General features: G+C 40.3%; 24 protein-coding genes. 20 read left to right on the forward strand and 4 right to left on the reverse strand.

The genetic code is table 11. The features are described from left to right. The first annotated feature begins 85 nt into the window (after positions 1-85). The 4 genes from AC57BQ_RS03240 to AC57BQ_RS03255 all read left to right on the forward strand — a co-directional run bounded on the left by AC57BQ_RS03240 (position 86) and on the right by AC57BQ_RS03255 (position 3,947). On the forward strand, positions 86-775 hold the full coding sequence (locus AC57BQ_RS03240) for a response regulator transcription factor (protein ID WP_076373414.1): 690 nt from the start codon (positions 86-88) through the stop codon (positions 773-775). A 177-nt stretch (positions 776-952) separates the two neighbouring features. Then, positions 953-1,852, forward strand: coding sequence for a FimB/Mfa2 family fimbrial subunit (locus AC57BQ_RS03245; RefSeq protein WP_496404900.1), 900 nt, complete (start codon positions 953-955; stop codon positions 1,850-1,852). A 10-nt stretch (positions 1,853-1,862) separates the two neighbouring features. Further along, entirely contained in the window at positions 1,863-2,789 is a 927-nt protein-coding gene (locus AC57BQ_RS03250) for a hypothetical protein (protein ID WP_496404901.1), read from the forward strand. Positions 2,790-3,005: 216 nt separating this feature from the next. After that, the gene (locus AC57BQ_RS03255) at positions 3,006-3,947 is read left to right on the forward strand and encodes a FimB/Mfa2 family fimbrial subunit (RefSeq protein WP_496404902.1); all 942 of its coding nucleotides are present in this window, start codon (positions 3,006-3,008) and stop codon (positions 3,945-3,947) included. A 114-nt stretch (positions 3,948-4,061) separates the two neighbouring features. Here AC57BQ_RS03255 and AC57BQ_RS03260 read toward each other — a convergent pair whose 3' ends face one another. Further along, positions 4,062-4,292: a hypothetical protein gene (locus AC57BQ_RS03260; RefSeq protein WP_419699158.1), complete on the reverse strand. Its 231-nt coding sequence runs from the start codon at positions 4,290-4,292 to the stop codon at positions 4,062-4,064. 188 nt (positions 4,293-4,480) lie between these two features. Further along, positions 4,481-4,942 carry a hypothetical protein gene (locus tag AC57BQ_RS03265; RefSeq protein ID WP_496404903.1) on the reverse strand — a complete coding sequence of 154 codons (462 nt, stop codon included), beginning with the start codon at positions 4,940-4,942 and terminating at the stop codon, positions 4,481-4,483. A gap of 154 nt (positions 4,943-5,096) precedes the next feature. Here AC57BQ_RS03265 and AC57BQ_RS03270 point away from each other — a divergent pair, with 154 nt between their 5' ends. From AC57BQ_RS03270 to AC57BQ_RS03290, 5 genes are all read left to right on the forward strand, one after another. After that, positions 5,097-5,816: an RluA family pseudouridine synthase gene (locus tag AC57BQ_RS03270; RefSeq protein WP_496404904.1), complete on the forward strand. Its 720-nt coding sequence runs from the start codon at positions 5,097-5,099 to the stop codon at positions 5,814-5,816. A gap of 67 nt (positions 5,817-5,883) precedes the next feature. Next, positions 5,884-7,350, forward strand: a complete 1,467-nt coding sequence (locus AC57BQ_RS03275; protein WP_496404905.1) for a hypothetical protein — start codon at positions 5,884-5,886, stop codon at positions 7,348-7,350. Between the two features lie 322 nt (positions 7,351-7,672). Beyond that, positions 7,673-8,683, forward strand: a complete 1,011-nt coding sequence (locus AC57BQ_RS03280; protein WP_090464730.1) for a glutamine synthetase beta-grasp domain-containing protein — start codon at positions 7,673-7,675, stop codon at positions 8,681-8,683. Between the two features lie 349 nt (positions 8,684-9,032). Further along, on the forward strand, positions 9,033-10,040 hold the full coding sequence (locus AC57BQ_RS03285; protein ID WP_496404906.1) for an NAD(P)-dependent alcohol dehydrogenase: 1,008 nt from the start codon (positions 9,033-9,035) through the stop codon (positions 10,038-10,040). Position 10,041: 1 nt separating this feature from the next. Further along, complete coding sequence (locus AC57BQ_RS03290) at positions 10,042-10,680, forward strand: class I SAM-dependent methyltransferase (protein WP_496404907.1); 639 nt, start codon at positions 10,042-10,044, stop codon at positions 10,678-10,680. Between the two features lie 18 nt (positions 10,681-10,698). On the opposite strand, the gene AC57BQ_RS03295 is transcribed toward AC57BQ_RS03290, so the two are convergent. Then, a complete protein-coding gene (locus AC57BQ_RS03295; RefSeq protein WP_496404908.1) occupies positions 10,699-11,094 on the reverse strand; it encodes a gamma-glutamylcyclotransferase family protein in 396 nt (131 codons plus the stop codon). Positions 11,095-11,212: 118 nt separating this feature from the next. On the opposite strand from AC57BQ_RS03295, the gene AC57BQ_RS03300 reads away from it, so the two are divergent. The 6 genes from AC57BQ_RS03300 to AC57BQ_RS03325 all read left to right on the forward strand — a co-directional run bounded on the left by AC57BQ_RS03300 (position 11,213) and on the right by AC57BQ_RS03325 (position 18,982). Next, a complete protein-coding gene (locus AC57BQ_RS03300) occupies positions 11,213-12,571 on the forward strand; it encodes a glutamine synthetase family protein (RefSeq protein ID WP_496404909.1) in 1,359 nt (452 codons plus the stop codon). Positions 12,572-12,689: 118 nt separating this feature from the next. Next, a complete protein-coding gene (locus AC57BQ_RS03305) occupies positions 12,690-13,727 on the forward strand; it encodes a hypothetical protein (protein ID WP_496404910.1) in 1,038 nt (345 codons plus the stop codon). 165 nt (positions 13,728-13,892) lie between these two features. After that, positions 13,893-14,762, forward strand: coding sequence for an HAD-IIA family hydrolase (locus tag AC57BQ_RS03310; protein ID WP_496404911.1), 870 nt, complete (start codon positions 13,893-13,895; stop codon positions 14,760-14,762). 623 nt (positions 14,763-15,385) lie between these two features. Next, positions 15,386-16,441, forward strand: coding sequence for a UDP-glucose--hexose-1-phosphate uridylyltransferase (locus AC57BQ_RS03315; protein ID WP_496404912.1), 1,056 nt, complete (start codon positions 15,386-15,388; stop codon positions 16,439-16,441). A 94-nt stretch (positions 16,442-16,535) separates the two neighbouring features. After that, complete coding sequence (locus AC57BQ_RS03320) at positions 16,536-17,663, forward strand: aldose epimerase family protein (RefSeq protein ID WP_496404913.1); 1,128 nt, start codon at positions 16,536-16,538, stop codon at positions 17,661-17,663. Positions 17,664-17,797: 134 nt separating this feature from the next. Continuing rightward, a complete protein-coding gene (locus tag AC57BQ_RS03325) occupies positions 17,798-18,982 on the forward strand; it encodes a TIGR03435 family protein (RefSeq protein WP_496404914.1) in 1,185 nt (394 codons plus the stop codon). A 143-nt stretch (positions 18,983-19,125) separates the two neighbouring features. On the opposite strand, the gene AC57BQ_RS03330 is transcribed toward AC57BQ_RS03325, so the two are convergent. Beyond that, positions 19,126-19,713: a nucleotidyltransferase family protein gene (locus AC57BQ_RS03330; RefSeq protein ID WP_496404915.1), complete on the reverse strand. Its 588-nt coding sequence runs from the start codon at positions 19,711-19,713 to the stop codon at positions 19,126-19,128. Positions 19,714-19,914: 201 nt separating this feature from the next. On the opposite strand from AC57BQ_RS03330, the gene moaA reads away from it, so the two are divergent. From moaA to AC57BQ_RS03355, 5 genes are all read left to right on the forward strand, one after another. Beyond that, on the forward strand, positions 19,915-20,904 hold the full coding sequence (gene moaA, locus AC57BQ_RS03335; RefSeq protein ID WP_496404916.1) for a GTP 3',8-cyclase MoaA: 990 nt from the start codon (positions 19,915-19,917) through the stop codon (positions 20,902-20,904). 110 nt (positions 20,905-21,014) lie between these two features. After that, positions 21,015-22,208: a molybdopterin molybdotransferase MoeA gene (locus tag AC57BQ_RS03340; RefSeq protein ID WP_496404917.1), complete on the forward strand. Its 1,194-nt coding sequence runs from the start codon at positions 21,015-21,017 to the stop codon at positions 22,206-22,208. Positions 22,209-22,385: 177 nt separating this feature from the next. Beyond that, complete coding sequence (gene moaC / locus AC57BQ_RS03345) at positions 22,386-22,856, forward strand: cyclic pyranopterin monophosphate synthase MoaC (protein WP_496404918.1); 471 nt, start codon at positions 22,386-22,388, stop codon at positions 22,854-22,856. Next, positions 22,837-24,006, forward strand: a complete 1,170-nt coding sequence (locus AC57BQ_RS03350) for an NTP transferase domain-containing protein (RefSeq protein WP_496404919.1) — start codon at positions 22,837-22,839, stop codon at positions 24,004-24,006. Before moaC ends, AC57BQ_RS03350 begins: the two co-directional genes overlap by 20 nt. Further along, positions 24,006-25,061, forward strand: a complete 1,056-nt coding sequence (locus AC57BQ_RS03355; protein ID WP_496404920.1) for a ThiF family adenylyltransferase — start codon at positions 24,006-24,008, stop codon at positions 25,059-25,061. The genes AC57BQ_RS03350 and AC57BQ_RS03355 overlap by 1 nt, the downstream gene beginning before the upstream one ends. Positions 25,062-25,069 lie beyond the last annotated feature (8 nt).

Genomic DNA, 25,069 nt, shown 5'->3' on the forward strand with positions numbered 1-25,069 from the left:
AGGTAACCTTTAACAATTTGTTAATATTAGCTTAACTTTTAGCTTTTGTAAAGCGTATACTTTTATACAAAAAATTTAACGTGCCATGAGCAACTCCTCAAAACAGAAAATACTTATTGTTGATGATGAACCGGATATTTTAGAGCTGATCGAATATAATCTAAAAAAAGAAGGTTATCAGGTGTTTTTGGCCCGTAACGGACAGGAAGCCGTTGCTGAAGCAAAAAAATCACTGCCTGATCTTATCGTACTGGATATCATGATGCCGAAAATGGATGGCATCGAGGCTTGTCGCATTATGCGTACCATGCCCGAGTTTAAAAATACTTTTATGGTATTTTTAACCGCCCGCAGCGAAGAATATTCTGAAATCGCTGGTTTTAACGTAGGTGCTGATGATTATATAGCTAAACCAATTAAGCCTCGTGCTTTGGTAAGCCGTATCAATGCTATCCTGCGCCGCAATGCTCCTGCTGAGGATACCCCTGATAACAAATTGGAAATTGGTAACCTGGTTATCGATCGCGAAGCATATTTGGTTTATAAAGATGGGGTTAAGGTAGTTTTAGCCAAAAAAGAATTCGAATTGCTTTATCTGCTGGCCTCAAAACCAGGTAAAGTATATACCCGTGAAGTGATCCTGAAAAATATCTGGGAAGACTCTGTGGTAGTTACCAACCGTACCATCGATGTACACATCCGCAAACTGCGCGAAAAATTAGGTGATGATTGTGTAGCTACTGTAAAAGGTGTTGGCTACAAATTTGAAGCATAGCAAGCAAAAAAGCAAAACACAAAAGGGCGGTAATTTTACCGCCCTTTTGTGTTTTAAAGAAATGATTTTTTAACATTTTATTATTTTGGTTTAGCCCTAAGAAGTTTTAACTTTAGGCGTTTTAACTTCCTGTAAGATAGTCCCCTATGCTATCGTAATTAAGTAAATCTCAAGCTAATGAAAAAATATCTACTCCTGATGCTGGTAGGTTTTGTTTTTCTTTTTTCCTGCAAAAAAGATCATTCCAAAGGAACAAACCCTACAGGACAAAAATATACCGTTAATTTTACGGTAAGTGATGTGGTAAAGGCTACCGCAAGCGCTAACAAATTGCGGGTTAACAGCGCCGCGGATACTTTTAAAAAATATATAAAGAATCTGCATTACTTGGTATACGATAGCGGTGGTAAATTGGTACGGCAAATAAACCAGGATACTACATCAGCAAACTTTGGTAATATTAGTGATGGTTTTAGTCCTGGTACTTATAATATTGTGTTTGTAGCTAATGCAGCTTCCTTTTCTGCTGGCCAATTCTATGGATCAACACCCATACCAGATTATTTTACAGGTAGCTTTTTACTCGATGGCCCATTTTATAAAAGTATGTCTTTAACAGTAAGCACTTCTAACATCAATCAGCAAATAACGTTAGACAGACTTGATGCTCAACTCCATATTAAAGCAACAGATGTAATCCCAACCGATCTGGATAGTATTCAATTTGAATGTAATGCGTTTTATGGTCAATATGCTATGGGAACTGGAGTTTTTAAATATACCGGGGGAACATTTATATTTAAACATGTTTTTACAGCTGCTGAAAAAGGAACGTCAAATTTTCAATTTGCTACTATTTGCTACAATACAAGTTTTGCGTTTAGTGTTACAGTTACGCGATATGGGAAACCATACGTCAATAGTAAACCGCTAATAATTAGTAATATAACGTGTGTGAAAAATAAGATCACGATAATGACCGGAGCGTTATTTCAGCCCATTTCAACAGGCGTTCAAAATGGAGGATTTCAATTATCACTTGACCCTGTTTGGAACGATCTGGTTATAAACTTTTAGTTTTATTAATATGAAAAAGATAAACCCTTATATGTTACTCCTTGCTATTGCTGTATTGTTTTCATGCAAAAAGGATCATTCAAAAGACCCAGAACCACCAGCGTCTGGTAAAAAATATACGCTTAACTTAAGTTTAAGCGCGTTTTCACAACGAATAGTAGGAAGCGACAATAAACTGAAAGTGAATAGTGTTGTCTCAGATACGGGGACAATAAGGTCAATGTTTAAGGTTATTGGCGTTATAATAAGTGACTCTTCAGGAAGCGCCTTTACTCTTCCTGGTGGCATTTATAATGCGAAAACCTATAACGGAAGCATAAAGTATTCAATGTTGCCAGGCAAATATAAAATAGCTGTATATGCCGGACAGGAGGGATGTGGTATAGTTGGTCAATTCCTTTGTTATGGTTATGATGTTACAGATCACCTAAGTACATACAATTCATGGGGAGATACCTTTGTTAAAGTTTTTACGGTAACCGTACCAAGTGCGGACGTTAATATAAACGTTCAACTGGAGCGTTTGGTTGGAGAAATTGAATTAGATGTTAAAGATAACCTTCCGGCTAATGCCTATTCTTTTTCAATATCCCGTACTCGTGAGGATTTAAACTATTCGTTGGTAACCTCCTCCCTTGTAGCAGGCGGTGGTGTAAGCTATGTATATTCAATTATTCCCGATAGCTCGAAAAATAAACCGAATTATAAATTTACTTATATCACACCTTTTGTCAACAAGCCATTTCCTATTACGTTTACCTGTACAGATAAAAATGGGAATGTGCTTTCGCAGAAAGTATTTAATAATAATATTGTGCAAAAAAATCAAAGGGTTATATATAGCGGTAACTTTTTCGGCACACCAAGTACAGGTAATTCTTTTCAGCCAACTGTAAGTACAACCTGGGATCCTAATCCTATAAACATCAGTTTTTGAGTTAAATTATAATATTATAAAAAAGCCCTGCTTTAAAGAGCAGGGCTTTTTTTATTTTTCCTTAGGCTTGATGCCATTCAATTTAGCCAGTAAAACCGATGAAGAGCGCAGGATGTAAATTTGAAGCATAATAGGTATAATGCCATATACTATATTGATTCGGTTAATTTTCAATTAATTGGATTTTTTACCTGAAAGGGTATCTTTACAATATCTATGAAAAAATATCTATTTCTTTTACTCGTTGTCTGTTTTTTAGGTTTTTCTTGTTCCAAGGATCATTCTGGAAACCCTGAAACTAAATCATATAAGCTAACTTATAAAATAAGTGATTTCTCATCGGCAGATACTGCTTTCCAAAAGACCAATCAGGTGACTCTCGGAGTTAAGACCACAACTGCAGTGGCGCCCTCAAGCATAATGGATGTGCTATATTGCAGTATTTATGATGCCGATGGCAAAAGTATAAATACAATTAAACAGTTATCAACAGATGCAGGTTTTGGAACTATAACCACTAATTTACCGGCAGGTAATTATACTTTAGTTTTTGCAGGGGGTAAAACGGGGCTTGTTTTCTTAAACACGCTTTCTTCGGCGAAGGGTACTTTAAATACAGACCTATTGAGCTATGATAATAACAATACTGCAAATGGCCTTCCAGGTTATATCATAAAGGATACTTATTACAAAAAAGTCACTGTAGCAGTTAGCAGTGATAATATGCAAAGTGTTTCTTTAAACAGAATTGTAGCACAATTAAACGTCGTTATACAGGATGCTATCCCTTCGGCTTCGGCTTATAGTGTTGATTTATTTATAATTAAGAAAACACCATTTTATAATGCCTTCCAGGTAAATGGGGGGGATGTTAAAGCCGTCGGCTCGGAAGGCTCTGACGGATGGAGTAATATTGTACCAGCCTCCAAATTAGGTACCAGTAATTATTCAATCAAGACACTTATTTTTACTAATTCAAGCCCTTTTCAATTGAAGATTAGCGCTTATCATAGTATACCAAATGATATTATTCCGCATTGGGTTGCAGATATCACCTTAACAAATATTACCGCGGCTGTTAATAAAACAACAGTTGCATCAACAAGGCTTTTCGATCATGTTGGCGATCCAAGTGTTACTCCGGTGTTAACACATTAATTAATATCGTAACTAACTGCAGGGTGTTGTTTTGTGCCTTATGTTATTAAATAAAAATGGCCTTATATAATTATACAAGGCCGTTTTTATTTCCCTTTTTAGGCGATCTTCGGTTTAGCCGGTAATTTTACCGGTAACATCCTTTATTTTATCGGATGCTTTAGTTTCTAAATCGTCCACTATTCCTTTTATTTTGTCGCCGGTAAAGTCTGAGGCTTTTTCCTTTAGTTCGTCAAATTCCTCTTCAACCTTATCCTTTGCGTTTTCCCACAATTCTCCGGCAGATTCTTTGATCTTATCAAAAAAACCTTTTTCTTCTTCTGGTTCGTTCGGTGTAGTGCTCATGATGTTTTCCTTAATTATGAATGATTGATTTATTTAGGTATTTATAATTAAAGTTAAAATTTATTTTACAATCTATTTATTAAATTGTGGGTAATAATTTGATATAATTTCAACCTCAGCTACATCTGCTGCATAAAAAAGCGGTGAAGTATTAACTCCACCGCTTTATCAAAACCTGTAATAAAGTTTTACTTAGCCTCATTGGCCTTTTTCTTTACTGCTGTAGCTACTTTGGCTGTTTTTGTGGCCGCTGCTTTTTTAACATCAGTGGCTTTTGTTTTTGCAGCACTGGTAACTTCCTTAGCTTTTGTGGTTGCTTTGGTTTTAACGTCAGCTACCGCTTTTTTTACCGTAGCGGCTTCGTCTTTAGCTTTCGTATCGGCTTTAGCTTTTACATCTACAGCCGCCGTTTTTACTTTGGTGGCAACGCTATCGGCTTTTTTAGTAACAGCAGCTTTAGCCGCTGTAGTTTTTTTAGCCACAATTGCTTTCTCTGTAGCAGCTTTTTCTTTTAGGGCATCTATTTTGTCTTCGGCTTTATCTTTTAGTTCTTCGGCTTTTTCTTTTGTGCTGTCCCAAAACTCTTCAATTGTTTCTTTAACCTTTTCAAAAAATCCTTTCACTTCGGGTTTTGTTGCTTTGTTACTCATGATTGCTGTTTTAGATAGATATGTGTTAATTGAAGTATTTAACCATTATCATTAACCTTTGTTTTACAGCGAATTAACAAATGAGGTTTTATGATTAACATCCCTAACTGCTGTTTAAATTATAAACCGTATTTTTGCCGGCTATATTTAAAGTATGAAGTTTCCGAAATTTGCCGACCTGGTATTGTTTGAGAATGATGACGTGATTGTGGTAAACAAGCCGCCTTTCCTAAGTTCGCTGGATGAGCGCGAAGGTGGTGAGGTTAATTTACTGCGCCTGGCTAAAGTTTATTCAGAAGATGCACAGATATGTCACCGCCTGGATAAAGAAACTTCAGGAGCGCTTATTATAGCCAAAAATCCCGAAGCTTACCGCTTCGTGTCTATGCAGTTTGAAAAACGCCAGGTTAAAAAAGTTTATCATGCCATTATTGATGGTACCCATACTTTTGATAATCTGCTGGTTGATCTGCCTATCTTAAATGTGGGTAAAGGTAACGTAACTATAAGCCGGCAGGAGGGTAAAAGGGCTGAAACCTGGTTTCAGTCGTTGAAATACTTTAAACATTATACCCTGGTTGAATGTCGTCCAGTTACCGGTCGTATGCACCAGATCCGTATACACCTGGCTACCCAAAGGGCATCAATAGCGGGTGATGAAATGTATAAAGGCGAGCCGGTTTTCCTGTCAAAAATAAAACGTAAATACCATTTAGGTAAAGATCAGGAAGAACTTCCTATCATGAAACGTTTTGCCTTGCATGCTTACGAAGTTACCTTTAAAATAAATCCCGAAACGGAGGTTACCATACATGCCCCGTATCCCAAAGATTTTGAAACTTTATTAAAACAGCTTGAAAAGTTTGATAGCTAATATTTCAACGGAATATTAATTTGCTTTTGCCATAAGCAAGCGTAAATTTATATAAAAATATGCTTGCATGTTAAAAATGCTACGCCTGGGTTTGTCGCTTCTATTGATCAGCTGCTTTAACGCGGCTTTTTCGCAGATTAATACAGAAAAAGATAGCCTTTTGAACTTTATCAGGCTAAACGATAAAGATCTTCGTGATCAAAAGTTGGTAACCTATATCAAAACAAACCTGAATGATATTCCGGTACCAAAACTGAAAGCCAAAAAAGATTCTATAATCAAAGTAATTTCAGGCTATAATATTGAAAACAGGCAGGAGATCGTGTTTTTGATAGAAAGTATTGCGCTAAGGAGGTTCCTGAAATTCGATGAAGCTAAAAAGACGCTCTTAAAAGCCATTGAACTGGCTCAGAAAAAATCCGATCATTTTTTGTTATATACACTTTTTAGTCAGTTTGCATTTGTACAAACAGGCGAAGGGGATGCTATGGGGGCCATTTATAGTTATGGATTAGCGCAGAATGAGGTGAAAAAGTTAAATAATTATGCTTTGGAAGCCCTGCTTTATGTAAATATTTCCGACATATATTATAAGAGTGGGTTATACAGTCAGTCGTTATTTTATCTGGATAAGGCACAAGGTATTTGTGACAAATATAAGGTGCGTCGCCTGATCGTTTTAAGACTTATCAGTGATAACAAAGCAGAAAACTTTTTTAGAACCGATAATTATGATTCTTTAAATACCTATCATCATAAACTACGTTCACTTGCTGGTAAAACATATAAATTATATACCTCTGTAAAACGTACAGGTTATTATCTGCTTTTGTTAAAGCATAATTATAAAGGCGCTATACAAACCATCAATGTTTTATTAAAAGATAGTTTGTATGTGAGAAGTGATGCGGATGAGCAGTATCTGGCCAATGCTTACTTCGGTAATGGGCAAGTTGATTCCGCGGCGTATGTGGTTAACAAACTACTGGCACGGCCATCATTGGTAAATCTTCCTGAAATGAAATTTCAGTTATATGAAATGCTTGGTGAAATAGCACAAATTAAAAATGATAATAAACTGGCTGCAGATAACTTTAAATTAGCACTGCAGCAATCAAAACAGCACATCAATAATCTTACCCAGGTAGGTAATGTATCGTCGCAAATGAAAATTAACGATGTGCAAAGCTTGTATTACGAAAATTTACTGACATATAAAAAGGAGCGGTTAAGGCTCTTGTTTATTTTAATGTTCACATTTTTGCTGGTAATTGTAATTGCTATTTTTTATCGCTCCAACAGGCAAAAGCGGCGTTATGAAAAGTTATTGTACGCTGCCCAGAAACAGGAATTGGCTACTATCAACTCACACGAGGTTCGCAACCACTTGTCAAACATATTGGGTTTGCTTGACCTGATGAACGATAAAGATAATAAGGGCAACGAGCTCTTAAAAACAAAGGATTACCTGCAATACTCTGCCGAGCAATTAGATAAGGCTTTGAAAAACGTATCAAAAAAATTAAGCGATTAAAATTTAACAGGGCGTTCTCTGCCATTTGTACTCTTAAATAGTAAAAATCAAGCCTCAAAATATCCTCATGTTTTGAGATTTTGCATTTTTAATAAAAAAAGACTGGTTTTAATGTTCGAAAATGCGAAAATGGCAAAATTGATTTTTGAGTTCTCTATTTTTGCGTATTTTCACTATAAAAATGAGGTTTGTTGAAAAAAATTATAAAAATTTAACAATTTTATAATGAATTTTATAAAAATAATTTAAATTCGCCTTAATAATTAGTCAGATTAACAGAAAAACTATAATTAGAACCACAATTTTACAAATTAACTTAAAAATGGCAACTAAACTCGAGTACATTTGGCTTGATGGGTACAAACCAACACAAAGCCTGCGCAGCAAAACAAAAATTGTTAAAAGCTTTAGCGGTAAAGTAGAAGATCTGGAAAACTGGAGCTTTGATGGTTCATCAACCGAACAGGCACCTGGTGGTTCTTCAGATTGTATCCTGAAACCGGTTTTTACAGTTCCTGATCCACAAAGAAAAGATGCTTACCTGGTAATGTGCGAAGTATTGGATTCAACTGGTAAACCACACGAGTCAAACGGTCGTGCACTTATACAAGATGATGATAACGATTTCTGGTTTGGTTTTGAGCAGGAGTACTTCTTATGGGATCCTAAAACCGACAAACCTCTTGGTTTTCCGGCAGGTGGTTACCCAGCTCCGCAAGGCCCATACTACTGTTCAGTAGGTGCAAACAATGCTTACGGTCGTGAAATTGTTGAAGAGCATTTAGATGCTTGTTTAGAAGCCGGTTTAAATGTTGAAGGTATCAATGCCGAAGTAGCAGCAGGTCAATGGGAATTCCAGATCTTCGCTAAAGGCGCTAAAGAAGCTGGTGACCAGATCTGGGTTGCCCGTTATTTATTAGAAAGAATTGGCGAAAGCTATGGTGTTGCCATTAACTGGCATTGCAAACCATTAGGTCAATTAGACTGGAATGGTTCTGGTATGCACGCTAACTTTTCCAATACATTATTACGTACAGCAAACAGCAAAGCTAAGTTTGAAGCAGTTTGCGAAGCGTTCCGTCCTGCAGTAAAAGAATGTATCGCTGTTTATGGTGCCGATAACGATCAGCGCTTAACCGGTAAACACGAAACTGCTTCTATACATGACTTTAGCTATGGTGTATCTGACCGTGGTGCTTCTATCCGTATCCCACTTTACGCTGTTGATCACAACTGGAGTGGTTACCTGGAAGATCGTCGTCCTAACTCAGCTGCTGATCCATACAAAGTAGCTGCGGTGATTATCAAAACAGTAAAAACTGCGAAAGTTTAATCCCCTTTATATACTTTAACTTCTTCCCCCGGCTCATAAGGCCGGGGGATTTTTTTTGTGGGGTTGGCGCTGTTGTTGGTTCGATAAACAATTTACTTTTGGAAGTATTGTTACAACATGACAAACGATTTAACACAATAGAGCTGTTAAAACGTTATGACTCACCTGATATGGGAAATTTTTATCATTGCCGTAACGACGAAGATGTATCGTTTGATCATCTTGTATCGTATAGGCGTAAGCTTCCAGTGGCAATCTTTCGCGAAATTGAAAGCACCGGGCACCACTCAATAATAATCTTAATTTGGTAGCAAAGGACATCAAAGACCTATAAATTTATCGGATAGTTATGAAAATCAAAGCATACGGGATTAAAGAGGAAGGTGGAAAAGCGGAGCCATTTTATTATGAAAGAAATGTTGGTGATAATGAGGTAAGGGTAAAAATTAATTATTGTGCTATTGCAAGGGGAGATGTTCAATTCATAAGTAATGATTGGGGTGATACGAAATTTCCACTTGTTCCGGGGCATGAAATTGTGGGAATTGTAGAAGAAACCGGCTCAAATGTAACTGCGTTAAAAGTTGGTGATCGTGTTGGTATCGGTTATCAGCAGGAGGCCTGTTTTGAATGTGAATTTTGTAAAGCGGGTAATGAACAATTTTGTGCTCAGCAAAAAGTAATTGGTGTGGATTGCTATGGTGGTTTGGCTCACCATATTGTTGTTGATAACAGATTTGCCTTCAAACTTCCTTCAGCTCTTCACCCGGTAAATTCGGTTCCTTTGCTGTCATCTGGTCTTACTGTGTATTCAGGAATTGTGAACGCACAGTTGCCTGCTAATTCTGTTGTTGGCGTCCTGGGTGCCGGTGGCCTTGGGCAGCTGGCAATCCAGTTTTTAAATAAAATGGGACATGAGGTTTATGCATTTTCTCATTCTCCTGAAAAAAAAGAGATGATTAATGAGTTGGGAGCTGAATTTATATTGATCTCAAATCCCGATAGTCTATTAACATTAAATAAGCAATTTGATTTTATTATCTCGACATTAAATGCGCCATATGATCTGGATGTTTTTTTGAAGATCCTTAAGCCTCAGGGCAAGTTTTGTGTGGTGGCTTCACCTTTGAAAAAGCAGCCAATTGCCCTTGGCTTGCTATATGATTATGCTCAACGAACTATTTATGGAAATTATGTGGGTAGCCGCAGGAACATGATAGATATGCTTGATTTCTCGGCAAAGCATCATATTGAGAGCGCTGTAGAGGTTATGCCATTCGCTAAAATGAATGAAGCAATAGAAAAGGTAAAGACAGGGGAAGTCAAAATTCGGTTAGTATTGGAAAATCAGGAATAAAATGAATTCACAAAAAAAAGTATTAGACTGTTACAATATAGTGGCCGACGACTATGCGGCCGAGCGTTGGGGCGAACTCTCCAAAAAACATTTGGACACCTTGTTATTGAAGGAATTTGCATCTGTCAATAAAGACAAAGGGCTATGTGCCGACTTTGGCTGTGGACCCGGACAAACAACAAGATTTCTGTATGATAATGGCTTAAAAGATATCATCGGCATTGATCTGTCGCCGGCGATGATCAACGCTGCCCGGCGGCTTTCCCCTCAAATTAAATTTGAAACCGGGGACTTATTGAACATCGATTACTCGCCAGGTTATCTTGGAAGTGTACTTGCATTTTATGCAATAGTACATTTTACCATCGATCAGGTTAGGAAATGTTTTGAAGAAATAAACAGAGTATTAAGAGCAGGGGGAGATTTTTTACTGGCCTTTCATGCAGGGGATGAAATAATGCATTTTGCCAAAGCCCATGACAAAGAGATTGATATTGATCTATATTTCTTTAAAACAGATGACATCATAGCCTTACTTGATGAAACTGGTTTTAATATAGTTGAAGCGATAGAAAGGCGCCCGCATGAAGATGCGGAATTCAAAACCACGCGAGCCTATATCTGGGCAGTGAAAAAATGAAGAGTAACGTAAGCTTCATTAAAGCTTATACTTACCCGATTCTATCCACAACAAACCATTAACCGGCAAATTGTAAAGATAAACCCAACATTCAACCTGGCCGTCTAATGTTTCAATACTGGTTAATATCCGTATAAACAAATTTGGCTGCTCCTGATCATCACCAAAACCTTCATAATCATCAATAGCCTTCAGTATTTTTTGGGGTTCATCCATCTGGTAAATGCTGCCAAGTACGTACTGATCGTTATTTTCGTCGGCAATAGCGCCGGGATAGTCTCCTATATCATAAAGCTTTCCTCTAAACTTACCAGCTTGTAGCAAGGTGCAATGTTGCTGCAGATACGCTCCATAGCTATTTCCATTATCAAGCAGGGTACCGTAAACAAATAAATGCGGACAAATAGCTTTCATGCTGCAAACAAAGGTAAGGGCAAATTCGTATGAAATTATGTAAACACACAGGGCATTTTTTTATGTTTACATCATTATTGGTTATCTTGCTAAGGTAACCTGCCTTTACAATTATATCATGAACGAGGAACAGATCAAAGCATATCTAGAAGAAAATAATATACAGAAGATAAAATTCGCCTTTGCAGATATCGATGGCATTTTGCGCGGTAAAGTAATTCACCCTAAAAAGTTTATTGACGGTTTGCAAAGCGGCTATGGCTTTTGCGATGTGGTTTTTGGCTGGGATAGCAGCGATGTTTGTTATGATAATGTACAGCTTACCGGCTGGCATACCGGCTACCCAGATAAGCTTTGCCGCATTGATCTCTCTACGCTGCGTAACGTTCCATGGCAGGATAATATCCCTTTTTTCCTGGCCGATTACAGCGACCCGAAAGGAACCGACCTTCCTGCCTGTCCGCGTAGTCTACTCAAACATATTACCAAACAATGCGTAGACATGGGCTATCATGCAGAGTTTGCTCAGGAATTTGAATGGTTCAATTTCAGGGAAACGCCGCAATCTATCAATGATAAAAACTTTACCAATATCAATACCCTTACACCGGGTATGTTCGGCTATTCTATCCTGCGTACATCAGAGAACAGTGATTTTTATTACGATCTGTTTAACCTGCTTACCCAGTTTAATATTCCTATTGAAGGCCTGCATACCGAAACCGGTCCGGGGGTATACGAAGCTGCTATAGCACATGACGAGGTTTTAAGCGCTGCCGATAAGGCAACCTTATTTAAAACAGCGGTAAAAGAAATTGCCTATAAGCATGGCATCATGGCATCGTTCATGGCCAAATGGAACGAAAATTTACCCGGTTGTAGCGGTCATATACACCAAAGCTTATGGACAAAAGATAAAAGCGGGAACCTGTTTCACGATGCAGCAGACGAACATAAAATGAGCGATCTGCATAAACAGTACCTCGCCGGGCAATTGTATTGCTTACCCCATATACTGCCCATGTATGCTCCAACTATTAATAGTTATAAACGCCTGGTTGAAGGGGCTTGGGCACCAACCACTGTTACCTGGGGAGTAGAGAACCGTACTACAGCGCTCCGGGTGATCAATACCACACCGGCCTATACGCGCCTGGAAACCCGCATTCCGGGATCAGATACCAATCCTTACCTGGCTATGGCTGCTGCGCTGGCCTCTGGCTTATATGGTATCAAAAACAAACTGAAACTGGATATTCCCCAAACCATAGGTAACGGCTACCAGGATAAAAAGAATGGTGTATTGGCTGCTAATTTGTATGATGCCTCCGTAATGATGCAAACCTCATCCGTAGCCAAAGAGCTTTTTGGCGAAGGCTTTGTAGATCACTTTACACAAACCCGCCTATGGGAGCACCGTCAGTACATTAAACATGTAACCGACTGGGAATTGAAAAGATACTTTGAGATCATTTAAATAATATTGAACATCGAATGTTGAATGCAAAATAATGAAGGAAATACACTTTGATATTTAACATTCGGTGTTCGTTATTCCACAATATTATTTAATCTTTGTAGCCTAAATTATGTAAATGGACTATTCAGTCATTGTTAAAAAAGCGTGGGAGGGGTATGATGCTTCAAAAACCATCAAGCTTATTGAAGATATCAGCGCCATGGTATCAACCAACCACGTTTATCGCATCACTTTTGATGACGATGATATCATTATTGCCAAGCTATCCTACTTTGGCAAGTTTGAGCATTTTAAAGAAGATCACCGCATTATTCAAACCCTGGCCAATAACCTGCTTTATCCGTTCGAGAATCTATTGGCCCGCTCGTTGTTGAAAAACAACCGGGTTTATATTTATCATTACAAACATGGTAAAACAGATGCCTGGGTGGTGTTTTATAACCCTACTCGCATATTACAGCGTTTGCCGCGCCGGCTGGATGAAAGTCACATCAAAAAACTGGGCCAGCAGGTAGGTAAGTTTCATAAGGCCTGTTCCAGGGTGAAAAATGTGTTGCCTAAATCGTCAAAAACACTGCGTACCGATATATCTGCGTTGCAGCATCAGTTGGAGGCAGATGAAACACAGTTTGGTACGGCTATGCAGGCAGATTTCTTGAAATATCACTGCGAAACCTTCCTCAAGAACCGCTCTAAATATAACATGAGCTCATTCGAGATCATCCCTGTATTTATCGACTGGAACATAGGCAATTTTTCTGTCACCCCAAACCTGGAATTGTATTCCCGCTGGGATTATGACTGGTTCAGGATGAGTTACCGTGTGCTGGATTTTTACTTTTTTAGCCGCGTAGTATCCGATATTGGCGATCGTACGGTATTCAGCTATGTGATCAATACCATGGTGGAAGACCGTTTTATCATTTTCCTGAAAGAGTACCACAAAGTGAACCCGCTTACCGCAGATGAGATCAGGTTTATGAAAGAAGCTTATCGTTTTTTTATCCTGAATTATGTGATTAAGGATGGCAAGCACTTTTTTAGCGAACAATACGCCGAAAAATTGCAGGCCGAGGCATTTAATGTTTATCTTCCATCGGTCGACAGAGACTTTGACGCCGAAAAAATCATTGAAGCATTAAAATTGAAATAAATACGTGTAGTATCAAGTAGTTAGTATCAAGTATCAAGATTTTTTGCAAATTCAATTCTGAGATCAAGGTACTTTATAGCCAAAAAATAGTCACGAAGTTTTTTTACACATAAGCAGATAAATCACTAATTCACTAAATCACTAATTCAATAATTATACAGGCGCATGAACAGAATAGATAACTTTAAATCCATCATTGACCGGTATAAAGTTGTTTTTTTTGATGCTTTTGGTGTGCTGAAGAACTACAATGGTTTACTGCCTGGTATTGAGCGCACATTTGCTTACCTGGAAGAGCAGCAGAAGGAATATTATATAGTTACTAATGATGCCTCGCGCAGTCCTGCCCAACTAGCCGAATCGTACCAGATCAAAGGACTGCATACCATTACCCCAGATCATATTATATCCTCGGGGATGTTGACCAAAGATTATCTTGATCTGAAAGTGAATGATGGGATAGTGGCCTACCTGGGCACGCCCGATTCTGCTCATTATATCGATAGTTCTGGCCTGCATACGTTGCCGGTAAGCCAGATCGATGCCTCGAATATTGATAAAGTAAATGCCCTGGTGTTTTTGGATGACGAAGGCTTTAACTGGTTTGAGGACCTGAACAAGACCGTCAATATATTACGCAAACGCCCCATTCCTGTGATTGTGGCTAATACCGATCATGCTTACCCGGTAACCAAACATGATGTATCCATAGCCATAGGTGGTTTAGCCAGTATGGTGGAGAAGATAGTAGGCAAGGAGTTTATCCGTTTTGGCAAGCCCGATTCGCAGATGTTCATGTTTGCTTTCGACCTGCTGCGCGATCAAGGGCCGATCAGCAAAAAGGATATTGTGATGGTAGGGGATACCCTGCAAACCGATATACTGGGTGGCAATAAATTCGGGCTGGATACGGTGCTGGTACTTTCCGGCAATACCCAGGCGATGGATGCCGATAATCGCATCAATGCAACAGGCATTGTGCCAACCTACATCTGCGACTCGGCAGTAGTAGAGTATGGCGAGCTGGGATTTTAATAAGTCTTCAAAAAATGCCATCTCCTTTAGGTTAATAGCTATAGCACGATTCTTGGGGCATTCGGGAATTTCTTAAAAAGGGGTTTACATGGTTTACACTTTTTATGGTTTACATTTATTTAAGTAATTTATAATCAACTAATTAAATTTAAAAACTCATAAAAAGTGGGTTTACACTGTAAACCATAAAATTAAGCCATTCTGTGTTGGTAAGTTACCTTCTTTAGCGCAAGTCTTGTGCGGTTGCCGGTGGGTTGATGACTTGTGCCTATGAGCCTGGCAATGTCACAAGTCATCAATCCCACTACACAAGACTTGCGCCAGTAGTGCCAAAAAGGGGCTGTCACCCTGAGCTCCGTCGAAGGGTCGAGCGTAGAGGTCTGCCCCGCCATACTTCGACGGAGCTCATCATGACACCCTTTTTTGAACAAAGTCGTTCCATAGGCAATTGCTCTTTCAAGGGAGGGAACTAACTCATTTAACACTAAAAATGTCTATCTGACAAATAAATTTTATTTTTAAATGTAAACTTAACATTTGTTTTTTTACTTTTGGTTCAACAAAGGCATTTAACCCCATGCCCGGTGCCCCAGCACCAAAAAAACCTGAATTAATTAAACGTGATGAACAACGAAAACTTTGATCTGAAAGAACATCCGCATAGTCGTTTGAATATTTTGACCGGCGATTGGATATTAGTATCGCCACACCGCACCAAACGCCCCTGGCAGGGTAAGGTAGAAGCAACCCAGGCTGATCAGCGACCGCCTTATGACCCTACCTGTTATTTATGCCCCGGAAACAAAAGGGCTGATGGGAGCGAGAATCCCGAATACAAAGCCAGCTACGTTTTTACCAATGATTACTCCTCATTACTATTAAACACCCCGGATGGTGGATTGAACGATGATGAGCTTCTTGTGGCTAACAGCCAACGCGGTATATGCAGGGTGATCAGCTTTTCACCACGCCATGATCTCACATTGCCCGAGATGGAAACTGCCGACATCAGGAAGGTAGTTGATGTTTGGCAAACCGAATACCAGGATCTGGCTACTTACCCCTGGATAAAACACATCCAGATATTTGAAAACAAAGGCGATATCATGGGCTGTAGTAACCCGCATCCGCACGGGCAGATCTGGGCACAAAACAGTATCCCGGTTGAGGTGGCTAAAGAAACCCAGCAACAAAAAGCATATTTTGAGCAAAAAGGTCGCAGCCTGTTGGGCGATTACCTGCAACTGGAGCTCAAAAAGCAAGAGCGTATTATTTTCGAGAACGAACATTTTGTGGTGCTAGTTCCTTTTTGGGCGGTTTGGCCTTATGAAGCCATGATCGTGAGCAAAAGGCATATCACCAGCTTACTTTATTTTACCGATGAAGAAAAAATTGCGCTGGCTGATGCAATCAAACGCCTTACAGTAAGATATGATAATATGTTCGAGACCTCGTTCCCATACTCGGCAGGTATGCACCAATCGCCGGTAAACATGGGCGATCATCCATACTGGCACTGGCACATGCACTTTTATCCGCCCTTGTTACGCTCCGCCACGGTTAAAAAGTTTATGGTGGGTTACGAGATGCTAGCCAACCCTCAGCGCGATATTACCGCCGAGTTTGCTGCCGACAGATTGAGAAATTTGAGTGAAGTACATTATAAAATAAAGGGATAAGCAAAAAATACTAATTTAGGCCAACCAAACTAAACGGTATAAACCAACTATTTACGAAGCCATGAGAAACTTATCTAAAAACCTCTTATTAATAATGTTACCGGCATGTGTATCTTTAGCGGCCTGTAATCAATCATCTGACAAGAAAAAAACAACTATGACGGATAGCACTCAAACACCCGCTTCTGCTTTCGAAAAAACAATCGATGGAAAACAAACACATTTGTACACGCTTAAAAACAAAAATGGCATCACCGCTACTTTTACCAATTACGGTGGCCGTATAGTGAGCCTATTGGTCCCCGATAAAACAGGTAAACTTACCGACGTGGTATTAGGCTTTGAAAGTGTAGAAGGTTTTGAAAAATCAAAAGAGTCATATTACGGCGCTACTATTGGCCGTTATGGCAACCGTATAGCCAAAGGTAAGTTTAAAATTGAGGGTAAAGAATATCAGTCATCTATTAATAATCCTCCAAACAGCTTGCATGGTGGTAAAATGGGCTACCAAACTATTGTATGGGATGGTAAACAGATCGACTCATCAACCGTTGAGTTTACTTACTTGTCAAAAGATATGGAAGAGGGCTACCCGGGTAACCTGAAAGTAAAAGTTACCTACAGCCTGACCAATGATAATGAGTTTAAAGCGGTTTACGAAGCTACAACTGATAAAACTACTGTTGTAAACTTAACCAACCACGCCTTCTTTAACCTCAATGGCGAAGGTAGTGGTACCATCCTTGATCATTTAGTACAAGTTGATGCCGATAACTATTTGCCGGTTGATTCAACGCTAATTCCGCTGGGTAAAATAGAAAGTGTAAAAGGTACTCCGTTTGATTTTACCAAACCAGAAACTATTGGCAAAAGAATAAATGATGATAACATACAGCTAAAAAATGGTAAAGGATACGACCACAACTTTGTACTGAACAAACACGATATCAAAACGCCTATCGCTACTGTTGTTGGTGATAAAAGCGGTATCAAAATGGAAGTATTTACTGAAGAACCTGGTTTGCAGTTTTACAGCGGTAACTTTATGCAGGCCAAAAACGTGATGAAACGCGGTATCAAAGATGAGTTCCGTACCTCATTCGCGATGGAAACACAGCATTACCCTGATTCACCAAATCAACCGCAATTTCCATCGACTGAGCTTAAACCAGGACAGACCTATAAAACACAATCCTTATATAAATTTTCGGTAGTTAAATAAGCCGGAAAATTTTGCTTGATATTGACAGGGTCTTTGCCAACAGGTAAAGGCCCTGTTTGTTAAATAAGGTTAAAAGTTGCTGGGCTACAAATATTTTAAGTGAATCGACGTTAGGGATTTATCTAAACAATAGCATGAAAAAACTAATCTTATCCTTGTCGTTTATTTTTTTTATAAACAGCTCCTTTGGCCAGATTAAAGCCGGTGATGCTATCCCCGATATTAAATTTGAGCTATTAAATGCACCAATAAAAAGCACCACCTTAAGCAAGTTAAAAGGGAAAATAGTTTTAATTGAATTTTGGGCAACCTGGTGTAGTCCCTGCGTTGATGCCATGCCACACTTAGCGCGATTACAAACGAAATATCATAATAAACTTCAGGTGATCACTATTACAGATGAAAAAACGACAAGGATCAGGCAGTTTTTAAGTTCCAAACCATTCAACTTATGGTTTGGTATAGATACCGGGGCGTTGATTACCAGGATATTCCCACATCGGGTAATCCCTCATATGGTTGTTATTTCGGCCGAAGGAAAGTTAATTGCCAACACAACGCCAGAATCGGTAACGGCATCCGTTATAGATAGCTTACTGCAACAAAAAGAAGTGCATCTGGCCGAAAAGAAGGAAACTTTGCTTACTCCGCCAGAGATTGTTAAACAATATTTCTTTGCTGCTGATACAACAAAAAGCAGATTTATAATGCAGGCTGAAATGAAAGGGGCTGGGAGTTTCAGTACAACTCATCTGCAAGATAGTGTTTTCAGAGGCCGCAGATTAACCTGCCTTAACTTCCCGCTCAGCTCATTATATCGTATGGCTTACCATAATTTCGATTATGGTCGTACTATCGATAAAACAGGCGAAAAAAATAATGCGCCCTTGTATTGTGTTGATTTGATTGTGTCTGATAAAAAAGACCTGTTGCCAATGCTGCAAAAAGAACTTTCCAAAAGATTTGATCTGCAAGCAAAAATTGAGCAGCAAACAAAAGATGTATATGTTTTAAAAATTACTGATAAGGACAAATTTAAAACAATACCTATTAATACATCAGGCAAGCGGACCTACGGATCGATGCATGGTGAAATTGATCAGCAATATATCACTATGGCTGATTTTGCTAATTATTTAGAAAACTTTGGAACAGGAAAGCTACCCGTTGTTGATGAAACATTGAACAAAGAGCATTTTGATATCAAGTTTTCATTTCAGCCCGAAAAACCAGAGAGCTTAACAACTGTATTAAGCAGTATGGGACTGGCTTTAGAAAAAGTCACACGTAAAGTTGATTTTTTAGTGCTTTATAAATAGGGATGAGATTGAAGAGGCAATCCGAACAAATAAAACGTTTGTCATTCTGAGCGATAGCGAAGGATCTATTCATGAACTATGCACTCGTAGGACAGATTCTTCGCTATCGCTCAGAATGACAAGTTAAGAGAATATATCATATATCAATGCCCGTGCAACTGCTCATAATCAGCAATAGTATCAATATCAATAGCTCCAAGCGGAAACGCGATCTGTGCTACATCATTTGGAAAAGTTTTGATCAGTTTTTTGGCGCCTTCTTTACCGTGCAGCATTAATAATTGAGGGAAGTAAGCTGCATCGAACAATACCGGCACACCGAGCGTTCCGCGGTAAGTGCAGGCAATGATGCCAAAGTCGGTCTCCGCTCTTTTTTCGGTGAGTTGATATAGCAGCAGTGGATCAACAAAAGGCTGATCGCATAACATTAATATAGCGCCTGTTATTAAAGGTTGAATGCTCAATAATTCGGTTACACCCAGTCGTATGGATGATGCCATGCCTTCCTGCCAGAGGGTGTTGTAGGTAATATGTACCAACTCGTCAGATATTCCCGGGCGTATTATTCCTTCATTAGCCCCCAGCACCACCACCACATTTTCATGGCATACCGAAGTTAACGCGGTTTGGATGGCGCGTTGCAGCAGCGTTTGCCCCTGGTAAACCAGATTTTGCTTTGGGCTACCCAAGCGGCTCGATGAGCCTGCCGCTAATATGATGAGTCCGGTCATAATAGTTATTGCATGGTTTGCGTAATGATTCTTTCACAATTGGTTTAACTTTGTATTAAAGTAAATATAAATTAAAAGTATCAATATTGATATTAACCCATTGCCGGCAAATTTGTGATACAAAAAGTACATTTTAAAAACATAGGAGCCGTTTGTAATATTTACTTTTACTAAAAGACTGTTAAATTAAATTTTTATCCATTGCTCATAGATAATCACGGCCGGAAAATAAATTACCTGCGCCTTGCAGTAACAGACAAATGCAACCTGCGCTGTTTTTACTGCATGCCCGAGGATGGTTTGCATTGGCTTTCGCGTACAGAATTGATGAGCTATGAAGAAATGCTGCGCGGCTGCAGCCTGTTGGTAAAAATGGGTATCGAAAAGATCCGGATTACCGGGGGCGAGCCTTTTGTGCGTAAGGATATTATGCAGCTGCTCACGGCCATATCGCAGCTGGATGGCCTGAAAGAATTGAGCCTCACTACCAATGGTGTACTCACCGCGCCGCATGTTCCTGAATTGAAAGAGATAGGGGTGCGGTCGGTAAACCTGAGCCTGGACACGCTGGATGCCAATCGCTTTTTTACCATTACCCGCCGCGATGAATTTGCCAATGTAATGGCTGCCCTGGAGGCTTTGCTAAAACACGGCATCGAAGTAAAGATAAACGCGGTAGTGATGGACGGAAAAAACACGCAGGACATTATCCCCCTGGTACAAATGACCAAAGAACTGCCAGTAAGCGTACGTTTTATAGAAGAAATGCCTTTTAATGGCGATGGTCATGTTTACACCGGCTTGCAATGGGATTATATCCGCATATTGGAGGAGATCAAAAGTCAATATCCGCAGATCCAGAAATTACCCGATCCATCATATTCAACGGCTTATAATTACCAGGTACCTGGCCATCAGGGGTCGGTAGGGATTATAGCCGCCTATTCACGTACGTTTTGTGGTACCTGCAACCGCATCAGGATAACCCCGCAGGGCGAACTGAAAACCTGTTTGTATGATGATGGCGGACTGAACATGAAGGCTATAATGCGTGCAGGGGCAGGTGATGATGAACTACAGACTGTGTTGCTAAACGCTATTAATCACCGGGCTAAAGATGGCTGGGAGGCCGAACGTACGCGGGTGGTACATCCGGGTATACACGAATCTATGGCTACTATAGGAGGATGATTTACAGTATCAAGTAATTAGTATCAAGTATCAAGATTTTGATCCACATAAAACAAATGCAGCTGTCATGATACTTGATACTAGCTACTTGATACTAAAAAAACTAATATATGACCACTGTTGAAGAGGCTGAAAAGCTGATACTGGCACAATTAAGAGATTACGGTACTGAAAGTCTGCCGTTTGAGCAGACAGTAGGCCGTGTGCTGGCCGAACCTATTACTGCGGATCGTGACCTGCCACCCTTTAACCGGGTAACCATGGATGGTATAGCCGTTAATTACAGGTCTATTGTAAGCGGCATACTTACTTTTAACATCAAAGCTACCCAGGCGGCTGGTGATGAACCAGCTGTTATTGCTCATCCTGATGAATGTATTGAGATCATGACAGGGGCGGTGTTACCCCTTTCTGTAGATACAGTGATCCGCTATGAAGATCTTGAAATAGCCAATGGCCGGGCTTTGGTAAAAGTACAGGATATCAAAAAAGGGCAAAACCTGCACCTGCAAGGGGCTGATAAAAGAGAAGGAGATGTATTAGCGTCGATTGGACAAATGATCACGCCTGCTATTATTGGTTTGGCCGCATCTGTAGGTAAAACACACTTGCTGGTGAAAAAATTACCCCGGGTGGTGATCATATCCTCGGGAGATGAACTGGTGGAGGTTGACCAAACGCCCGCACCATACCAGATCCGGAAATCAAATGGCTATACCATAAAAGCGGTATTGCAGAAGCAGGGTTTGCAGCCAGATTTGATCCATATTCCCGACGATCCTGAAATTACCCGTCAGCAAATACAGTATTGCCTGCAAAATTATGATGTATTACTATTGAGTGGCGGTATATCTATGGGTAAGTTTGATTATGTACCCCAGGCACTCGAAGACTCGCAGGTAGAGAAGATTTTTCATAAAGTGGCCCAACGTCCCGGGAAACCTTTTTGGTTTGGTGTACATGGCAACGGGAGCCTTGTATTTGCCTTTCCCGGTAATCCTGTAGCTACCTTTATGTGCCTGCATAAATACTTTTTAAGCTGGTTAAGGACTACTTTAAATTTGGCAGAACAATCATCCGTTTATGCGGTTTTAGCTAAGGATTTTCAGTTCAAACCACCTTTGCAATATTTTTTACAGGTAAAGCTGCAAAGCAACCTGCAAGGACAATTGATGGCCTGGCCAATTGAAGGAAATGGTTCGGGTGATTTTGCTAACTTAGCAGATACCGATGCCTTTTTAGAATTACCACTGGAGAGGACTGATTTTAAAGTAGGAGAGGTGTACAAAGTATTGACATATTGATTAGGGAATGATTACACCGATCTTAGGGGATAATGATTACACCGTTTTTTTGATAAAAGTAAATGAGGTGTCAATGTTTAAACAAAGGGTCGGCGAAATAAAAAAGAATCACTGTAATCACCTCATAAAATCATTGCAATCGCTTTATAAAATCGGTGAAATCATAAAAATTACATAATGTTAAGCCATTTAGATAAACAAGGCAACCCATCTATGGTTGATGTAAGCGAGAAGCAGGTTACTCACCGCATTGCTACAGCGCGTAGCGTGGTTGTTTTGCCTGCTGAGGTATTGCAGTATTTAACCAATGGCGATTTGGTGAGTAAGAAAGGCCCGGTTTTTCAAACGGCTATTATTGCAGGTATCATGGCAGCCAAAAAAACCGGCGACCTGATACCGCTTTGTCATCCCCTGGGTATGGATAACTGTAACATCACCATACAAGTTAATGAACAACAGGAGATCGTGATAGATTGTACCGCCAGCATCACTGCTAAAACCGGTATCGAGATGGAGGCCCTGGTTGGCGCATCTATAGCGGCGCTAACTATTTACGACATGTGCAAGGCCATGAGCCATGATATTGTAATTAAAGAAACCAAACTGATAGCAAAAACAGGAGGTAAACGTGACTTTAAACGAGCATAAAAAACACGCTAAACTGGCCCGACCAGCTTCGGGGAATTTCGGTCGTAATGAATGGTCTATTGTAGGTGGCCCCTGCACGGTGATCAAACTGCTGGCCCATGATGTGATCGGGGCGCTATCTACAGTATATAAATGTGCTTATGCCGATACATCACACAATGATGACATCACCCTGGTGCCGGGCCGGCTAACCAACGGAGCCATGCTGGATTATACCGATCAGATCAATTACCAGCAGTTTAATTTTCAGAACCCGGTTTGGCCCTACCAGATCAAACAGCAATTTGCCAATGCCGACCTGATACTGGTGAATGGCAACCACCAGCTGGCCAAAGCGCAGGTAGTGATCATTGATATTAATAAAAGGGTGTCCCTGCAAAAAAGGCTGGAGCAGTTAACCAACGTACAGTTATTCCTGTTAGCCGATAACAGCGACGAGATCTTTGATTTTATACAGGAAGCCATCCCGCACTGGCAGGATATACCCGTTTACCGACTATCAGACAGGGAACGGATCATCGGTTTTTTTGAAACCAACCTGAAGCTATCGCGCCCGGTTTTAAACGGATTGGTATTGGCAGGCGGCAAAAGCGAGCGGATGGGTTTTGATAAGGGTAATGTGAATTGGCATGGCAAACCGCAACGCTTTCACATGGCCGATATGCTCAAATCATTCTGTAACGAAGTTTTTATTTCCCGCAGGCCCGGGCAGCATAATAATGAAGCAGACGTTCAATATCCAGTTTTAGAGGACACTTTTACAGGTCTTGGGCCTTTTGGGGCTATCCTGTCGGCCTTTCGCGAAAGACCAGATAATGCCTGGCTCGTTATAGCCTGCGACCTGCCCTTGATGGATGAGGCTACCTTGCGTAATCTTGCTGCCTGGCGCAATAGTTCGGCTGTTGCTACAGCTTACCACAGCCCGGTGACTGATTTCCCGGAACCATTGGTTGCTATATGGGAGCCTAAAAGTTATCCGATCTTACTGTCGTTTTTGGCGCAGGGATATTCGTGCCCGCGCAAGGTGCTTATCAATACGGAAATTAACCTGCTCAACGCGCCGGATCCCGAAGCATTGACCAATGTGAATACCCCGGACGAGCTGGAAAAAGTAAAAAGGGTTCTTCACCAAAAAACAGCTACAAACTAATGACACCCGATATTTTAAGATATAGTTGCCAGATGGCCCTGCCCGGTTTTAGCGAGCAGGCGCAAATACTATTACAACAGGCCCGGGTATTGATAGTAGGTGCCGGCGGTCTGGGTTGCCCCGCAGCCCAGTATTTAACTTCGAGTGGGGTAGGTACTTTGGGCATTGCGGATTATGATGTGGTATCTGTGAGTAACCTGCACCGGCAAATATTATACTCGCCGGCAGATGTGGGGCAACTCAAGGTAGCTATTGCCATAAAACGTTTACAGGAACAAAACCCGGATACAAAACTGGTTCCCCATACCGAAAAGATCAATTCCGACAATGTGCTGAGCATCATACAGCATTATGATATTGTGATTGACGGTACCGATAACTTTGAGTCCCGCTATTTGCTGAATGATGCCTGCGTAATGACTGGTAAGCCCCTGGTTTATGGTGCCATTTACCAGTTTGAAGGACAGGTAGCAGTTTGGAATGTGGTTTATGATGAAAATAGCCGGTCGCCTAATTACCGTGACCTCTTTCCGAAGGTTGATGCTACCCAGATCCCCAACTGTACCGAAGGCGGCGTAATACCTACATTGGCCGGGATAATTGGTTGTATGCAGGCTAATGAGGTGATCAAATATATCACCAAAACCGGCGATTTGCTGGTGGGTAAGATATTGATATTTGACGCGCAAAACATGCAGAGCCGGATCATCAAAATTGGCGCCACTTCAAAAACACCGGTAAGAAGTCTTGCTGCAACTATAACTATTCCCGTAATATCAGCATTAGAATTAAAAGAACATATAGACGACGATTCGATAGACCTGGTAGACGTACGTACCGAACAGGAGCGCGACGCCTTTGACATCGGTGGTATCCATATCCCCATTGATGAGCTGGAAGGTTATCTGGCCTACTTTACCGATCCCAAAGCCAAGGTGCTTTACTGTGCTACCGGTAAGCGCAGCGAAGAAGCTGTAAAACTCATCCTGAAACGCATCCCCGATGCTAATATTTTTTCGTTAGAGGGTGGTTTGAGAGCTTATTTGGGGAAATGATTTTACGA

This window comes from Mucilaginibacter sp. BGA-UO-ETr-C110 (assembly GCF_059567985.1).

What these genes read in the sequence shown, in the direction of transcription:
- AC57BQ_RS03240 (WP_076373414.1), top strand. Translation starts at nt 86, where the DNA reads ATGAGCAACTCCTCAAAACAGAAAATACTTATTGTTGATGATGAACCG.
- AC57BQ_RS03245 (WP_496404900.1), top strand. Translation starts at nt 953, where the DNA reads ATGAAAAAATATCTACTCCTGATGCTGGTAGGTTTTGTTTTTCTTTTT.
- AC57BQ_RS03250 (WP_496404901.1), top strand. Translation starts at nt 1,863, where the DNA reads ATGAAAAAGATAAACCCTTATATGTTACTCCTTGCTATTGCTGTATTG.
- AC57BQ_RS03255 (WP_496404902.1), top strand. Translation starts at nt 3,006, where the DNA reads ATGAAAAAATATCTATTTCTTTTACTCGTTGTCTGTTTTTTAGGTTTT.
- AC57BQ_RS03260 (WP_419699158.1), bottom strand. Translation starts at nt 4,292, where the DNA reads ATGAGCACTACACCGAACGAACCAGAAGAAGAAAAAGGTTTTTTTGAT.
- AC57BQ_RS03265 (WP_496404903.1), bottom strand. Translation starts at nt 4,942, where the DNA reads ATGAGTAACAAAGCAACAAAACCCGAAGTGAAAGGATTTTTTGAAAAG.
- AC57BQ_RS03270 (WP_496404904.1), top strand. Translation starts at nt 5,097, where the DNA reads ATGAAGTTTCCGAAATTTGCCGACCTGGTATTGTTTGAGAATGATGAC.
- AC57BQ_RS03275 (WP_496404905.1), top strand. Translation starts at nt 5,884, where the DNA reads ATGTTAAAAATGCTACGCCTGGGTTTGTCGCTTCTATTGATCAGCTGC.
- AC57BQ_RS03280 (WP_090464730.1), top strand. Translation starts at nt 7,673, where the DNA reads ATGGCAACTAAACTCGAGTACATTTGGCTTGATGGGTACAAACCAACA.
- AC57BQ_RS03285 (WP_496404906.1), top strand. Translation starts at nt 9,033, where the DNA reads ATGAAAATCAAAGCATACGGGATTAAAGAGGAAGGTGGAAAAGCGGAG.
- AC57BQ_RS03290 (WP_496404907.1), top strand. Translation starts at nt 10,042, where the DNA reads ATGAATTCACAAAAAAAAGTATTAGACTGTTACAATATAGTGGCCGAC.
- AC57BQ_RS03295 (WP_496404908.1), bottom strand. Translation starts at nt 11,094, where the DNA reads ATGAAAGCTATTTGTCCGCATTTATTTGTTTACGGTACCCTGCTTGAT.
- AC57BQ_RS03300 (WP_496404909.1), top strand. Translation starts at nt 11,213, where the DNA reads ATGAACGAGGAACAGATCAAAGCATATCTAGAAGAAAATAATATACAG.
- AC57BQ_RS03305 (WP_496404910.1), top strand. Translation starts at nt 12,690, where the DNA reads ATGGACTATTCAGTCATTGTTAAAAAAGCGTGGGAGGGGTATGATGCT.
- AC57BQ_RS03310 (WP_496404911.1), top strand. Translation starts at nt 13,893, where the DNA reads ATGAACAGAATAGATAACTTTAAATCCATCATTGACCGGTATAAAGTT.
- AC57BQ_RS03315 (WP_496404912.1), top strand. Translation starts at nt 15,386, where the DNA reads ATGAACAACGAAAACTTTGATCTGAAAGAACATCCGCATAGTCGTTTG.
- AC57BQ_RS03320 (WP_496404913.1), top strand. Translation starts at nt 16,536, where the DNA reads ATGTTACCGGCATGTGTATCTTTAGCGGCCTGTAATCAATCATCTGAC.
- AC57BQ_RS03325 (WP_496404914.1), top strand. Translation starts at nt 17,798, where the DNA reads ATGAAAAAACTAATCTTATCCTTGTCGTTTATTTTTTTTATAAACAGC.
- AC57BQ_RS03330 (WP_496404915.1), bottom strand. Translation starts at nt 19,713, where the DNA reads ATGACCGGACTCATCATATTAGCGGCAGGCTCATCGAGCCGCTTGGGT.
- AC57BQ_RS03340 (WP_496404917.1), top strand. Translation starts at nt 21,015, where the DNA reads ATGACCACTGTTGAAGAGGCTGAAAAGCTGATACTGGCACAATTAAGA.
- moaC (WP_496404918.1), top strand. Translation starts at nt 22,386, where the DNA reads ATGTTAAGCCATTTAGATAAACAAGGCAACCCATCTATGGTTGATGTA.
- AC57BQ_RS03355 (WP_496404920.1), top strand. Translation starts at nt 24,006, where the DNA reads ATGACACCCGATATTTTAAGATATAGTTGCCAGATGGCCCTGCCCGGT.